The organism is Streptomyces sp. NBC_00878, from assembly GCF_026341515.1.
In the GTDB taxonomy this organism is placed as follows: Bacteria; Actinomycetota; Actinomycetes; order Streptomycetales; family Streptomycetaceae; genus Streptomyces.
Genome location: NZ_JAPEOK010000001.1, coordinates 649,367 through 664,085, shown reverse-complemented (window position 1 = coordinate 664,085; position 14,719 = coordinate 649,367). Strand labels below are relative to the sequence as shown.

Genomic DNA, 14,719 nt, shown 5'->3' with positions numbered 1-14,719 from the left:
CAGCGTTTCAGCAGGGCGCTTTCCTTGATTGTGAAGATCGCACGGAGATCTTTCGGAATGTTGTCATTGCCCGTACACGCCGGGCGATGGCAGGCTCGTTGATCGAAGCGCCGACCCTGTTGAGGGCCTTTATCGCTTGGAGGACAAGGGCCCACCGCGTCGCCGCCGCGGGAGCATCCCCACTCCCGCCCGATTTTCTTCTTCCCCCCACCGGTCGGGCATCAAATGCCCTGGAGATTCCACCGGTTGCAGCCGACAGGCATGTCCGCTCGTCACCGTCAGAATGAGGTCACACCAAGTGGAGCCCCCGCTGGAAACACATTTCGTTCATATTCTGCAGAAGCGTGCCGACGACGACCCCAATGCACTGGCGTTCACATTCCTCGAGGGCGATCTCGATGTGGTGGGCACGCTGACATACGGGGAGTTGCGTGACCGGTCCCGCGCGCTGGCCGCCAGGCTGCTGCGGACCGTCTCCCCCGGCGACCGTGTTCTGCTCCTCCACCCGGCAGGCCTCGACTACGTCGTCGCGTTCTACGCCTGCCTGTACGCCCGGGTCATCGCCGTTCCCCTGTACGTCCCGCAGCACCGGACCGTTTCGACGGTCGAGGCGATCGCGCGGGACTGCGCGGCAGCCGCCGTGCTGACCACGGAGCGGGGGACGAGGCGGAAGTCGCTGTTCGGCGCGGACTCGCGGTCGGCGAACCTGCCCTGGCTGGCCACGGACGCAGCGCCGGTCACGGACGCCCCGCTGCCCACGGACGCACAGCCGGCCGCCGACGCACCGCTGGACGGCGTCACCCCGCTGGACACCGACGGCATCGCCGCGGACACGATCGCCTATCTCCAGTACACCTCCGGCTCCACGTCCGTCCCCAAGGGCGTGATCGTCGACCACACCAACGCGGTACGGCAGTGCGCCGAGGCGGCGCTCTCCTGGCAGGTCGACGGCGACAGCCGGTGGGTCTCGTGGCTGCCCCACTTCCACGACTACGGTCAGATCGGGTCGGTCCTGCTGCCGGTCTTCGCCGGCGCCCAGTGCGTACTGCTGGCACCGACCACCTTCGTCCGCAGGCCCATCCGATGGCTGCGGGCCATCTCGCGGTACCGCGGTACCCACACGGGGGCCCCGAACTTCGCCTACGACCTCTGCGTCGAGGGCACCACCGAGGACGAACGCGCCGGACTCGACCTGAGTTCACTGATCACGGCGGGCAACGGCGCGGAGCCGGTGCAGTTCGACACGCAGCAGCGCTTCGAGCGGATGTTCGCGGAATACGGCCTCCGGCCGGACGTGCTGTGTCCCTCGTACGGTCTCGCGGAGGCCACGCTGAAGGTCACGAACAAGACGCCGGGCGAGCCGCTGGCCTGGGGCACCTTCGGCACGGTCACTCCCGGGAGCCCGGTGGTGGAACTGACCGCCGACAAGGCCGTGCGCCCGCTCGTCGCGTGCGGCACGACCGTGGCCGACACCCGCGTCGCCATCGTCGACCCGAAGACGGGGCACCGCCTTCCCGACGGCCACGCCGGAGAGATCTGGGTGAGCGGCCCCATCATCGCCCGTGGCTACTGGGGCCGCCCCGCGGAGAGCACGGAGACCTTCCGCGCACGCCTCAGGGGCGACGGCGCCGACTCCCACCTCAGGACGGGAGATCTGGGGTTCTTCCACGACGGGCAGCTCTACATCTGCGGACGCATCAAGGACGTCGTGATCATCAACGGGGTCAATCACTACCCCCAGGACATCGAACGGACCGTCGAGGACAGCCACCCCGCCGTCCGGCGCGGCCACAGTGCGGCCTTCGGCGTCTCCGAAGGGGCTCAGGAGAGTGTCGTCGTGGTCGCCGAATGCGCCCGGCGTGACGAGAGTTCCCCCGAGGCCGTCGCCCTCGCCATCCGCGACGCCGTCTGGCGGAGCCACGAACTCGCCGTCACCGTCGTGGTCGCCGAGACCGGAACGGTCCCCGTGACGACCAGCGGCAAGATCCAGCGGACCCGTTGCAAGGCCGGCTTCATCGAGGGGCATCTCGATGTCCGGGCCCGGGTGGAGGCCGCTCCGGTCCGTTCCGGCGCCAAGACGTCCGACAAGACGTCCGACAGGACGTCCGACAGGACGTCCGACGAGACGTCAACCCCGGCCGAGCGGCCGGTTCTCACCTCCGCGGCCCAGGTCCTCCACCAGAGCTGCCGTGCGCACATCGAGGGCTGGATCGCCGGACGCGTGCTGGAAGGAACGGGGACCGTGGACGCCCGGGAACCGCTGTCCGCCTACGGGCTCTCCTCGGTGCACATGCTGGAACTGCACCAGACCCTGGAGGACTGGGCGGGCGTGCGGCTGCCCCCCGAATGGATCTGGGAGGCCGGGTCGATCGAGGAACTGGCGACGCTCGTCGTGGAACGGCTGACCACCTCCGCCGCCGACCTCACCTCCGGAGCGGGCCGATGAGGATCGCCGCCGTATCCGCCGCGCTGCCGTCGCGCCGCGTCACCAACGACGACATCCTCGACCTCGTCCGCGAGCACAGCGCCGGCGTCTTCGAGGGCGACATCGACGAGGCCCTGCGGAAGATCAGCTTCTGGCTCGCGTACTCCGGATCCGACAGCCGCCTCTGGGCCGGCGAGGGGGAGCGCCCCATCGACCTGCTGGTCCGGGCCGCCGAGGAGGCGATCGACGAGGCCGGGGTGACACGGGAGAGTATCGACGTCGTCATCTACACCGGCATCGGCAGGGGCTTCCTCGAACCCGGCGGGTCGTACCACGCCGCCGCCGCGCTCGGCATCAAGCGCGCCCAGTGCTTCGACGTCCTCGACGCGTGCATGAGCTGGACCAGGGCGCTGCAGATCGCCGAGGGCCTGCTCGCGTCGGGCGCCTGCCGTACCGCGATGCTCGTCAACGCCGAGTTCAACATGCGTCCGACGGGGCCGGTCTACCCGGGAGTGTTCGCGCTGCCCAGCGTGGACGCGGTCGACTGGAGCTTCCCCGCGTACACCCTCGGCGAGGCCGCCTCCGCGACCATCCTGACCGCGGACGGGGCCGAACCGTGGTCCTTCGAGTTCTCCTCACGGGCCGACCTCGCCGACCTGTGCAACATCCCCCTGGACGGCTACGCGGACTTCAGCCGACCCTCGGAGAAGATCGCCAAGAACGGCGTGCACCGCTTCACCTCGTTCGGTTTCGAACTGCACGAGACCGCCCGGGTCGAGGCCGTCGAGGTCTTCAAGCGGCTCGACGCCCCGAAGGAGGAGACGGCCGCGGTGTTCACCCACGCCTCCGCGAAGCGGTTCTGGCAGGAGATGGCCGACGGCGTGGGCCTGGGCGACAAGATCTTCCACGTCTTCCAGAACACCGGAAACATCGTCTCGGCCTCGGTACCGACGGCGATCGCGACCGCGGTGGGCGAAGGACGTCTCAAGCGCGGCGACCGCGCGCTCGGCTGGGTCGGCAGCGCAGGCATGTCCTTCAGTGCCTTCTCGTTCGTGTACTGACCGGGAGGACTCAAACACCATGGCCAATTTCCCGATGAAGCCCGTCACCAACATGCTGGGCCACCTCTTCGGATACTCCGCCTCACGGCTGCGGAACCCGCGCGAGGACCACAGGGCCGAGGAGGCCGAGCGGCTGCTGGACTGTCTCGTCCAGGCCGGCCCGATCTACATGAAGATGGGCCAACTCCTCGCCACCAGGTCAGATCTGGTGCCCGCCGAGTGGGTGGACACCCTGCGCACGCTCCAGGACGACGCTCCCCACATGGACGCGGCCACCACGCGTGCCGTCGTCGAGCGGGAGCTGCGTGCCCCGATGAACAGCGTCTTCCGCGAGTTCGACCTCGAACCGGTGGCCACCGGCTCGGTCGCCCAGGTCCACCGGGCCCGGCTGCTGGACGGCCGCAAGGTCGCCGTGAAGCTGGTGAAGAACGGCGTGCCCGAGCACATCGAACAGAACCTGCGCCTGATGGCCAGGGGAGTCCGCCTGGCCGAGAAGATGGTGCCGGTCATCGCCGAGTCCGACGGCGTCCGCCGCTTCACCGAGGTCGCGAACCTGTTCCGTGCCCAGGCCGACATGCTCCAGGAAGCCGCCCGGCAGAAGACGGTCCACCGCAACTTCAAGGGCCACCCCTATGTGCGGGTGCCGCAGGTGATACCGGACCTCGTCACACCCCGCATGCTCACCATGGAGTTCATGGAGGGTATCCGGGGGAACGAACCGCACAAGGTGCGCCTGCCGGCCGCGCAACTGGCCCGGCGCCTCCAGGACACGATCTACACCATGCTGTACATGCACGGCATGTCCCACGGCGACCCGCACCCGGGCAACATCCTCTTCTCCGAAGAGGGTGAGCTGATCCTGCTCGACTACGGGATCACGGTCGAGCTCAGCGAGGACGAGAAGTGGGGCCTCTCCTCCTTCTACTACGCGTGTACCCGCAAGGAGTGGGACATCGCGGTGGAGCGTTTCACCGCCCACTTCGTCACCGGCACCGAGAAGGTCCGCGAGCACTGGGACGAGTACCACGCGGAGCTGGTGGCGGCCCTGGAGCACCACTTCGACACCGCCTCGAACCGCTGGTCGACGATCAGCTACTTCAAGGACGTCAGCGCCATCCTGCGGAAGTACGGTGCCCGGTACACCACCAGCTTCACCAAGGTGGAACTCGTCTTCCTGTCCTGCGAGGGATTCGCCACCCAGCTCGACCCGGACATCGACATCTGGGACAACGCCCGCAAGTTCACGGACCGTTACTCCCCCTACATGAGCAGGGAGGTCCGGGAGCGGTTCGACGCACAGTTCAAGAACCAGATCCCCAGCTCGCTGGAGATGCGGGACCGGGCGAACGCCTCGCTCGTCGCGCCCACCCACATCCACCGCTACTTCTTCCCCAGCACGTACCCCATCTTCGTCAAGGAGGCGAAGGGCGGACGGGTCCGCGACCTCGACGGCAACGAGTACGTGGACCTCTCCGGCGGGTACGGACCGCACATCCTCGGCTACTCCCACCCGGTGGTGAACGAGGCGATCAGCTCGGGCATCGCGGCCGGCGTGGTCAACGGCATCGGCAACGAACCCGAGGTCGAACTGGCCGAGATACTCGTCGAGGCGTTCCCCTCCGCGCAGCGGGCGCTGCTGTGCAACTCCGGCACCGAGTCCGTGATGCTGGCGGTCCGGATGTGCCGGGCGTACCGCAGGCGCAAGACGGTCGTGAAGTTCGAGGGCCACTACCACGGCTTCTCGGACCAGGGCATGGTCAGTTCGTGGTTCCGGTTCACCGGCGACAAGCACGCGCCCGAGCCGATCGCGGGCACCCTCGGCTCGAACGAGGACGTCGTCCAGAACACCCTGGTGCTCCAGTACGGGGACATCGGCGGCCTCGAACGACTCCGTGAGCGCAGCGACGAGCTCGCCTGCGTCATCGTCGAGCCGATGCCGTCCTCGACGACCACCTTCGACGTGGAGTTCCTGACCGCCCTGCGGAAGGTGTGCACCGAGTCGGGCGTCCCGCTGGTCTTCGACGAGGTCGTCACGGGCTTCCGCGTGGCGTACGGCGGCGCCCAGAACATGGCCGGGGTCGAACCGGACCTCACCTGCCTGGGCAAGATCATCGGCGGCGGCCTGCCCTGCGGCGCGGTGGTGGGACGAGCCGAACTCGTCGAGGTGTGCCGCAGTTCCGAGGACCCGTTCCTGGACTACGAGCAGAAGGCGTTCGCGGGCGGCACGCTCAGCGGGAACTCGCTGACCTGCCGCGCGGGCACCGCGGTCCTCACCCATCTGCGGGCCAACCAGCACCTGTACGAGGAGCTGGAGGCCAAGACGCAGTGGCTGCGCACCGAGTTCGTGGAGAGCGCCCGTAAACGCGACGTCTCCTGCCGCGTCAACGCCCGCGGGTCCATCTTCTCGCTCAACTTCAGCCACCGGTCGGCGGGCATCTACCGGGACCGGATGGCGGGGAGCAACTTCAAGGCCACCATCGCGCTCGCCTACTACATGCGCCAACACGGGGTGTACATGCCGGAGTTGCACAGCTTCCTGCTCAGCACCGCCCACACCGACGACGACCTGGCCGTCACCGGCAAGGCGTTCGACCTCAGCGTGGCGGACATGGCGGGCGACGGGTTCTTCGTGACATGACCAGCCCGGGCGTCAGGTGCCAGGAGTCGGCGAACGGTCCTATCAGCCCGAATGGGGAATGGTGACGATGAGCTCGAACGGTTCGGAGAAGTGGATCCTGTACAGCACGTGCGACGAGGACTCGGACTCGGAGATGCGGGCCCTGGGCGTCTCGGCCGGCGAGGACGTGCTGAGCGTCACGGGCAGCGGCTGCCGCACCCTGAGCCTGGTCGCGGGCGGCCCGCGCTCGGTCGTGTCGGTGGACACCGCCCCCGGCCAGAACTATCTCCTCGAAGTGAAACTGGCGGCGATCAGACACTTCGAGTACGACGCGCTGCTCGCCTTCCTCGGCATCGACCCGTGCCCGGACCGGTGGCAGCTGTTCGAGGAGCTCGAAGGGAAGATCAGCCACAACGCGTTCCGCTACTTCTCCCGGCATCGCGGCGAGGTCGAGAGCGGCCTGGTGATGGCGGGACGGCACGAGAAGTTCTACCGGCGAGTCGTCGCGCCGTCGATGCGCATCCTGTTCGGCCGTGCCATGCGCGACCTGTTCTCGGCCCGGACACTGGAGGAGCAGCGGGCCGTCTACCTGAAGAGGATCGACGGGTTCCTGTGGCGGTCACTCGTCCGGTACGGGTTCTCCGAGCGGGTGCTGAAGATCGTGCTGAACGACCCCGGCTACCGCATCACGATCGACGTGGACTCCGTGGGCGGCTATGTCCTCGAACGCGTCCATCACTCCTTCATGAACCACCTCGCGAAGGACAACCACTGGCTCGCGTTCACCTTCCTCGGGCGCTATCCGGACCGGGAGACGCTGCCGCACTACCTGCTGCGGGAGAACTACGAGGCGATCCGCGCCGCGAACACGAAGGTCGAGATCGTCACCGAGAACCTCATCGACTACATGGCCCGCGCTCCTGAAGGATCACTCGACAAGTTCTCGTTGTCCGATGTGACAAGCTGCATCGACCAGGAGGGGTTCGACCAGATCATGCGTCACATCGCGCGCGTCGGCCGGCCCGACGGGCGCGTGTGTTACCGCAACTTCCTGGCCAAGCACCAGGTGCCGGAAGGCGCACGGACCAGGCTGGTCCGTGACGACACGCTCAGTTCGTCGCTCACCCATGACGACAAGGCGTTCGTCTACGACATCGAGGTGCTCACGTTGAACGGCTGAACGAAAGAAGAGGAGTCCGACATGCAGGACGAGACGGCTCGGGTGAAGACCTCCGGCGGAACGATCGAGTTACGGTACGCCGGCCAGGGTCCGACCATGCTGTTAGTGCACGGCCTGATGGTCAACGGGCATGTGTGGGACCCGCTGGTCGCGGGTCTGCGCGACCGGTTCCGCATGGTGATGCCGGACCTGCCGCTCGGCGGGCACCGCACACCGCTCGAACCCGACGCGGACTGCAGCCTGGAGGCACAGGCGGGACGCGTGATCGAGATCGCGCGGACACTGTCGGCGCCCGTCGTGCTCGTCGGCAGCGACACCGGCGGGGCGATCTCCCAGATCGCCGTGGCGCGTGAACCCGAACTGTTCGACCGCCTGGTGCTCCTCCCCTCGGACGCCTTCGACAACTGCCCCCCGAAACTGCTGGCCCCGCTGCCCTTCCTGGCCGCCGTGCCCGGCGTCGTCCAGGCCGTGTCCTTCAGCCTGCGCCTGGACCTCGTCAAGCGGGCGATGATGCTGCTCGTCTCACGCAGCTCGGTACCGACCCCGGCCATCACGGAACTGATCGGCGCGCTGCCCGGCGACCGAGGCGTGCAGAGGGACTTCGGCAAGCTGCTGCGAGGTCTGCGGCCCTCGGTCACCAGAGCGGTGGCCAAGGAGCTGCACCGCTTCCGGGGACGCGTACTCGTCGTGTGGTCGAGGAAGGACCCCCTCTTCCCGTTCGACCACGCCCAGAAGCTGGCCGCGTGCTTCCCGCACAGCTCGGTCGTGATCGCCGAGCACTCACGCGCCTTCGTCTCGCTCGACGAACCCGACTGGCTCGTCGAGCGCATCACGGAGTTCATCGACGACGAACCGTCGGGCGATGCCATGTGAAATGAGAGGTCGAAACGTGTCCATCAACTTCATGGTCGACGAACTGGCCACGGTCGAAAGGCTGTTACCCGGTCTTGACCAGAGGCTTCGCGAGGTCCCGGTGGCCGAGCTGGAGTCCGACAAGTCTCCCGGACTGGGCATCTTCCGTGAGTTCGGCGGACCGGCGCTCATGGTCCCCAAGGAACTCGGCGGTCTGGACGCCACCCTCGTGGACGCCCTGCACGTCCAGCGCGTGCTGGGCGCACGGTCACCGTCGTTGTCGCTCGCGGCGAACATGCACCTGTGCACGGTGATCGCCATGCCGCCGTGTCCCGCGACCGAGGAGCTGCTCGGCGCGGTCGCGAAGGACAACCTGTACCTCGCGTCCGGGTTCGGCGAGGGCAAGCCCGCCGCCAGCATCCTGGAACCCCTGATGAAGGGGGAACGGCACGGCGACGGGTGGCGCCTCAACGGCACCAAGAAGCCGTGCAGCCTCTCGAAGTCGATGGACTACCTCACCGCGAGCGTCATGCTGACGTTCCCGGACACCGGCGCCACGGAGATGGCTCTCGCGATCATCCCGGCCGACACCGAGGGCATCGAGGTGCGGCCGCTCGGGGACTCGCCGGTGCTGCTCGGCTCCGAGACGTGCGAGGTGGTGCTGGCCGACGTCGACGTACCGGACGACTACATATCGTCCCTGGGCGACCCGCAGTCGCTGAACGCGGCGCTCGCGACGGTGTTCCACGTCTTCGAGCTGCTGGTGTCGGCGAGTTACGTCGGCGCGGCCAGCGGTCTGGTCGAGGCGGTTCTCCGGCAGCGCCGGGGGACCGCCGCCGAGCGGATGGAGCTCGTCGGCGACCTGGAGACCACCATGGCCTCCCTGGAGGCCGTTGCCCGGGCGGCGACACCAGGCGGCGACGATCCGCTGGGCGTGGCCCGGGCGTTGTACGTGCGGTACTCCGCGCAGCGGACCGTCGAGCGGGTGGCCGCCCACGCCACCGAACTGCTCGGCGGTACGGCCTACATGATCAGTGGCCTGAGCACGACGTTCTTCACGTCCGCCCGGGCCCTGGCATTCCACCCGCCGGCCAGGAGCGCCATGGCCGAGCCGCTCGACCGGTTCATCTCCGGCGAGCCCCTCGTGATGCCGTGACGGGTCACGCGCCCGTGGCCACGGGCGCGTGATCGCCCGTCGTCCCCGACCTCACTTCGGACGTGCCTATGAAGCTCCTCTGCATTCCCTGCGGGGATGCGCCCGCCTCTTCCCTACGCTCCCTGGCGACCGCGTTGGGCCCAGCGGTCGAGGTCGTCACGATCGAACCGGCCGGCCCCGGCGACCGGGACCACGACAGGCCGTACGAGATGTCCGACGAGGCCGTCGACGACGTCGCCGCCCGTATCGCGCGGCACCTCGATGGCGCTTCCTACGCCGTCCACGGCTGTTGCACGGGAGCTCTGATCGGGTACGAGGCGGTGCGCCGCCTCGTGGCGGGAGGGCACCCGTCCCCGCGGCACCTCTTCGTCTCCGCCGGAACCCGGTCGCGGGGCCACCGCGGTCAGGACGGGAACGCGGGGGAGCACACGCGTCACGACCTCATGTTCCTGGCGGCCCTGGGGATTGGCCCGGACCGGGAGCGGTACAGCCGGTACCGCGAGGCGGGCCGGGCCCCGCTGCTCGGCTGCCCGGTCACGGTGTTCACCGGTGACGGGGCGGCAGGCGACCCGGAACCGGACGCGGGCCTGTGGGCCGGGCTCACCAGCGGCCCCGTCACCGGCCTGCCGGTGACGGGCGGACCACACGCCCCGGCGGACAGCGGTGCGGGCGGCATCGCGGGACGGATGCGTACCGTTCTGCTCGGCGGCGACGACGACGTGCCGTCCGTGCCGTCCGTGCCGTCCGTGCCGTCCGCGACGGCCGTGTCCGCCGAGGTGTTCCGCGAGGCGATGGCCCATCTCGCCTCGCCGGTCACCGTGGTCACCGCGATGGGGGACAACGGAGAACCGCGTGGATTCACCGCGAGCGCGGTCTGCAGCCTGTCCGCGGACCCGCCCCTGCTCCTCGTCTGCATGAACCGGACCGGGAGCACCCACGACGTGTTCGCCACGGCCTGCCACTTCCTGGTCAACGTCCTCACCGACGAACAGACCGACGTGGCGACCGCCTTCGCGCGCCACGGGCGGGCCGAGGCGGAGGCCGGCCTCGTCCCCCTGGAGAGAGGCGTACCCGGGGTGCCCGGCGCGTCGGCCCGGTTCCTCTGCACGCGCGAGCAGCTGCTGCCGGGCGGTGACCACAGCATCCTCGTCGGCCGGCTCGAGAACGTGACGCTCACCGGCGACTCCCCGTTGATCCACTACCGGCGCGACTGGCACCGGCCCTCGGCCCTGCCGACGCACCGCACACCGGATACGCACGGCCAGCTCGTCTGACCCCGCCGTCCGGGCCGCGTCCGCCTACGGCGACACGACGGATCCCGGGTCCTCGTCGAGACGACGAGGGCCCGGGATCCACGGCGTTACGCGGAAGGCGGGGCGAACAGCGCGTCCACCGCGTCGAGTTCCCGCGCACAGTGGCAGTCGCGGTCCTCGGGGAGCCGGGACACGGTGCTCAGCACGAGACCACGAAGCCGCTCGACGTTCTGGGCGAAGACCGCGTAGACGTCCTCCTCGGCCACGCTCTCCTCGGCGTCGATGCCCGCGTCCAGATCGGTGACCAGGGCCACCGACGTGTAGCACAGGCCGAGTTCACGGGCCAGGGCCGCCTCGGGCATGCCCGTCATGTTCACCAGCGACCAGCCCGCCGCCGCATACCACTGGGACTCGGCGCGGCTGGAGAAGCGCGGGCCCTCGATGACGACCATCGTTCCGCCGTCGGTGATCGATTCGAGCCGGCAGTCGGTGGCCGCCTTCAGGACGGCCGACCGGCCCGCGTCGCAGTACGGGTCCGCGAAGGACACATGCGTGACCGTGTCGTCGAAGAACGTTCCTGCCCGGCCGCTCGTACGGTCCACCACCTGGTCGGGGACGACGACACTGCCGGGCGGGAGGTCGCGGCGGAGCGAGCCGACGGCGCACGGGGCGAGAATCCGCCGGACGCCGACCGAGCGCAACGCCCAGAGATTCGCCCGGTAGTTGATGCGGTGCGGGGGCAGGTCATGGCCGCGGCCGTGCCGGGGCAGAAAGGCGACCCGGCGTCCCTCCACCGTGCCCACGGTCAGCGTGTCCGCCGGGGCGCCGAAGGGGGTGTCCACGGTGATCTCGGTGGCGTCCGACAGCAGTTCGTAGAAGCCGGTGCCGCCGATCACCCCGATCTCGGCCGGGGCGGCGGACCGCTGTGCTGCGTTCATGAGAGGAACACCTTTCTGACGGTCCCGTCGTGGGCGCGGTCGGTGGCGCGGGCCGCCCGCAGGTGGAGCCGGTCGAGGGACGGCACGGTGAGGTGTCCGGGCACCTCGGCCCCGCGGGGGTCGCCGTCCCTGCGTACGCCGACGCCGGTCCAGCCCGCGACCGTCGCCGCGTCGAGTTCGTACGCGGTGTCGCTGAGGAAGACGGGCACGGGGTCGCCGATCACGCGGCTGATCCGCCGGTAGGAGCCGGGGTCGTTCTTGGGGCCCGCGTTCTCCAGGTCGAACCGGTCGTCCAGCAGTCCCGTCAGGTCGCCGTACGCCGTGTGACGGAACCAGTCCAGCTGGGCCCCGGCCGAGCCCGACGAATAGGTGAAGACACGGATTCCGTCCGCCCGCCACCCGCGCAGCACGGCGGGCACCTCCGGGTACACGTGTCCCCGCAGATCGCCCTTCGCGTAGGCCTCGGCCCAGATCCATCCCTGGACCGTCTTGAGCGGGGCCGCCTTGACATCCGCGTCCGACCAGGCGGCCAGCGCCGTCAGCGCGCCCGCCGCGTCCAGCTCCGGACGTTCCGTCTCCTCCCGCACGGCAGCCACCAGGGCGTCCAGCCGTGGATCGTCGCGGTGGTGGTCGAACCAGTCCGCCAGGCGTTCGCGGGCGTAGGGGAAGAGCACCTCCCGTACGTGCGTCAGGGATCCGGTGGTGCCCTCGATGTCGAGGATCACCGTATCGGTGCGCAGGCTGGCGCTGGTCACAGGCCGGGCCCCGTGAGGTCGTCCAGCCCGGGGAAGCCGCCGGCGATCTCCGTGCCGGTGAAGTCGCCCACCCAGCCGTCGTCCTCCTGAAAGAAGCGGATGGCCGCGAAGTCAGGGCGCGCGCCCATGTCGAACCAGTGGCGGACACCGGCCGGCACCGACAGGAGATCGCCCGCCTCGCACAGCACGGCGTAGACGCGGTCGTCGAGATGCAGGGTGAACAGGCCGCGTCCGTGGGCGAAGAAGCGGACCTCGTCCTCGCTGTGCCGGTGCTCCTCCAGGAATTTCACCCTGGCCTTCGCGGCCAGCTCACGCCACTCCTCGGTGTCGGCCGGGTGCAGCCGGGCGACATCGACGAGTTTCATCGAGTCCTGGGCGCACACCTCCTCGATCTCCTCGCGGTAGAGGTCCAGCAGTGCCTGGTCGTCCAGGGCCGGGGTGTCGTCGGTGCGCAGCGGCCAGCGCCGTAACGTGACGCGGTGGGGGGCGAGTTCGCGGATGATGTCCTTCTCGTCGCGGGTCCGCACCAGCACCTTGTCGGGCGCGTCCTCGGGCATGATCTGGAGCAGGGTCACAGCGGTCATTCCTTTCCGGGGGACGTCATACGGCCAGGCGGACCGGGTCCGACTCGCCGGTGAGCAGGAGCAGATGACACATGGCCTCGACGCACTCCAGGCGGTTGCGGGCCTGCGCCAGGTCGCGGCCCCAGACCGTGATCCCGTGGTCCGTTATGAGGAGCGCGGGCGGCGCCGTGGTGAACCCGGCCAGATGACCCGCCACGTCGTCGGCGATGCGGGCGACGTCGGGCCAGTTCGGGAAAACGGGCAGATCGGTGCGGCTGGGGTCGGCGAGGCCCAGGCCCTTGAGGAGTTCGAGGTCCCGCAGCGGCAGCCAGGAGAGATGGTCCTCGGCACCGATACGCCGGGCGAGGGCGGTGGCGTACGGGGAGTGCGCGTGCACGACGGCGCCCGCCTCCGCGACGGACCGGTACACGGCGGCGTGGATGGCGGTCTCCGCGGAGGGCCGCGGCCCGTCACCGGCCGGTCCGGCGGCCTGCCCGGTGAAGGCGTCGACCAGCACCATGTCCCCGGGGCCGAGGTCCCCCTTGTCCAGGCCGCTGCCGGTGATGAGCGCGCGGGGCGCCGCGCCGGGCAGCCGGACCGAGAGGTTGCCGGACGTCCCGGGCATCCAACCGCGGAGGTAGAGGTCGCGGGACTGACCGGCGAGGACCTCGGACGGGGGCTTCCGGAGTTCCCGCACCGCTCCGTCAGGGGTGGGAACCTTCGGTGCGGCGGCGGTCGGGCGCAGCACCCGCTCCTCGGACACGACCGCGGTGATCAGCTCGTGCGGCGTCACGTCGAAGGCCGGGTTGAACACCCCCGCGCCCTCGGGGGCGATCCGGACCCCGGCCAGCGTGGTGACCTCGCCGGCCGCGCGCTCCTCGACCACGATCCCGGAGCCGTCCGGCAGTTCGGGGTCCCACGAGGACTCCGGCGCCACGACGACGAACGGGATGCCGTGGCGCGCGGCCGCCACCGCCAGGGCGTAGGTGCCGATCTTGTTGGCCGTGTCGCCGTTCGCCGCGATGCGGTCGGCGCCCACCAGGACACAGTCCACCAGGGAGCGTGACATCGCGGCGGCGGCCGCCGAGTCGGGGCACAGCCGGTACGGCACACCTGCCTCCTGGAGTTCCCAGGCGGTGAGCCGGGCGCCCTGCAGCAGGGGGCGCGTCTCGTCCACCAGCACCTCGGCGATCCGGCCGCGGGCAGCGAGTTCGATGATGGCGCCGAGGGCGGTGCCGCCCGCCGCGGTGGCCAGGCGGCCGGTGTTGCAGTGCGTGAGCACGCGCAGCGGCCGGCCGGGCAGCAGCCCCTCGACGAGGTCGGCGGCGCCGACGGCGCACACGCGGTTGGTGGCGATGTCCTCGTCGATCGCCGCCAGCGCCGCGTGGAGCACCGCGTCGGGTCCCTCGGGGATGTGCTCGGCCACCCGGGCGACGGCCCAGGCCAGGTTGACCGCGGTGGGCCGTGCCTTGGCGATCCGCTCGGCGTCGGCGCGGACCGCGGCCTCGTCGGTGGAGCCGTCGGGCGTGGTGTGCCGGTGCGCGGACAGGGCCACGCCCAGGGCTCCCGCCAGTCCGATCGCGGGCGCGCCGCGCACGGCGAGCGAGCGGATGGCGTCCACGAGTTCGTCCACCGTCTCCAGCCGCAGCCACCGGGTCTCGTGCGGCAGCGCCCGCTGGTCGACGACGCTGACCGCCCCGTCGGACCAGGCGAGCGAGGCGCCGGGTGCGAACGGCGCCAGACTGTCGGGGGAAGACGTCGCGGGCCCGGGCACGGCGGCCACGTGGGCGGGACGTGTGGTCATGATCCTCCTCTGGTCCGAGCGGGGACCGCGCGCGGCAGCCGCTCAGGGGATGACGGAAGCCAGGACGGGGCGACGGGGGACCGGAGACCGGCTCATGTGCCCGTGGGCCTCGTGG

At 70.0% G+C, this 14,719-nt stretch carries 11 protein-coding genes; 7 read left to right on the top strand and 4 right to left on the bottom strand.

Going from position 1 to position 14,719, the window contains the following annotated elements; translation table 11 throughout:
• Positions 1-283 precede the first annotated feature (283 nt).
• From OHA11_RS02555 to OHA11_RS02525, 7 genes are all read left to right on the top strand, one after another.
• A complete protein-coding gene (locus OHA11_RS02555; protein ID WP_266491530.1) occupies positions 284-2,446 on the top strand; it encodes an AMP-binding protein in 2,163 nt (720 codons plus the stop codon).
• Positions 2,443-3,486 carry a 3-oxoacyl-[acyl-carrier-protein] synthase III C-terminal domain-containing protein gene (locus tag OHA11_RS02550; protein ID WP_266491528.1) on the top strand — a complete coding sequence of 348 codons (1,044 nt, stop codon included), beginning with the start codon at positions 2,443-2,445 and terminating at the stop codon, positions 3,484-3,486. The genes OHA11_RS02555 and OHA11_RS02550 overlap by 4 nt, the downstream gene beginning before the upstream one ends.
• Before the next feature lie 19 nt (positions 3,487-3,505).
• The gene (locus tag OHA11_RS02545) at positions 3,506-6,124 is read left to right on the top strand and encodes an aminotransferase class III-fold pyridoxal phosphate-dependent enzyme (RefSeq protein WP_266491526.1); all 2,619 of its coding nucleotides are present in this window, start codon (positions 3,506-3,508) and stop codon (positions 6,122-6,124) included.
• Between the two features lie 67 nt (positions 6,125-6,191).
• Positions 6,192-7,283 (top strand): DUF3419 family protein, encoded by a 1,092-nt coding sequence (locus OHA11_RS02540; protein WP_266491524.1) that lies wholly within the window; start codon positions 6,192-6,194, stop codon positions 7,281-7,283.
• 21 nt (positions 7,284-7,304) lie between these two features.
• Positions 7,305-8,156: an alpha/beta fold hydrolase gene (locus OHA11_RS02535; RefSeq protein WP_266491522.1), complete on the top strand. Its 852-nt coding sequence runs from the start codon at positions 7,305-7,307 to the stop codon at positions 8,154-8,156.
• 16 nt (positions 8,157-8,172) lie between these two features.
• Positions 8,173-9,291 carry an acyl-CoA dehydrogenase family protein gene (locus OHA11_RS02530; protein ID WP_266491520.1) on the top strand — a complete coding sequence of 373 codons (1,119 nt, stop codon included), beginning with the start codon at positions 8,173-8,175 and terminating at the stop codon, positions 9,289-9,291.
• Between the two features lie 68 nt (positions 9,292-9,359).
• Positions 9,360-10,565: a flavin reductase gene (locus OHA11_RS02525; protein ID WP_266506894.1), complete on the top strand. Its 1,206-nt coding sequence runs from the start codon at positions 9,360-9,362 to the stop codon at positions 10,563-10,565.
• 86 nt (positions 10,566-10,651) lie between these two features.
• On the opposite strand, the gene OHA11_RS02520 is transcribed toward OHA11_RS02525, so the two are convergent.
• The 4 genes from OHA11_RS02520 to mtnA are packed head-to-tail and all read right to left on the bottom strand — an operon-like array spanning position 10,652 to position 14,604.
• A complete protein-coding gene (locus OHA11_RS02520; protein ID WP_266491519.1) occupies positions 10,652-11,482 on the bottom strand; it encodes an S-methyl-5'-thioadenosine phosphorylase in 831 nt (276 codons plus the stop codon).
• On the bottom strand, positions 11,479-12,237 hold the full coding sequence (gene mtnC, locus OHA11_RS02515) for an acireductone synthase (protein WP_266491518.1): 759 nt from the start codon (positions 12,235-12,237) through the stop codon (positions 11,479-11,481). The genes OHA11_RS02520 and mtnC overlap by 4 nt, the downstream gene beginning before the upstream one ends.
• Positions 12,234-12,821: a cupin gene (locus OHA11_RS02510; protein ID WP_323186508.1), complete on the bottom strand. Its 588-nt coding sequence runs from the start codon at positions 12,819-12,821 to the stop codon at positions 12,234-12,236. The genes mtnC and OHA11_RS02510 overlap by 4 nt, the downstream gene beginning before the upstream one ends.
• Before the next feature lie 16 nt (positions 12,822-12,837).
• A complete protein-coding gene (gene mtnA / locus OHA11_RS02505) occupies positions 12,838-14,604 on the bottom strand; it encodes an S-methyl-5-thioribose-1-phosphate isomerase (RefSeq protein ID WP_266491513.1) in 1,767 nt (588 codons plus the stop codon).
• Positions 14,605-14,719 lie beyond the last annotated feature (115 nt).

Coding starts and splice junctions, on each gene's coding strand:
- OHA11_RS02555 (WP_266491530.1), top strand. CDS start 284: ATGAGGTCACACCAAGTGGAGCCCCCGCTGGAAACACATTTCGTTCAT.
- OHA11_RS02550 (WP_266491528.1), top strand. CDS start 2,443: ATGAGGATCGCCGCCGTATCCGCCGCGCTGCCGTCGCGCCGCGTCACC.
- OHA11_RS02545 (WP_266491526.1), top strand. CDS start 3,506: ATGGCCAATTTCCCGATGAAGCCCGTCACCAACATGCTGGGCCACCTC.
- OHA11_RS02540 (WP_266491524.1), top strand. CDS start 6,192: ATGAGCTCGAACGGTTCGGAGAAGTGGATCCTGTACAGCACGTGCGAC.
- OHA11_RS02535 (WP_266491522.1), top strand. CDS start 7,305: ATGCAGGACGAGACGGCTCGGGTGAAGACCTCCGGCGGAACGATCGAG.
- OHA11_RS02525 (WP_266506894.1), top strand. CDS start 9,360: ATGAAGCTCCTCTGCATTCCCTGCGGGGATGCGCCCGCCTCTTCCCTA.
- OHA11_RS02520 (WP_266491519.1), bottom strand. CDS start 11,482: ATGAACGCAGCACAGCGGTCCGCCGCCCCGGCCGAGATCGGGGTGATC.
- OHA11_RS02510 (WP_323186508.1), bottom strand. CDS start 12,821: ATGACCGCTGTGACCCTGCTCCAGATCATGCCCGAGGACGCGCCCGAC.
- mtnA (WP_266491513.1), bottom strand. CDS start 14,604: ATGACCACACGTCCCGCCCACGTGGCCGCCGTGCCCGGGCCCGCGACG.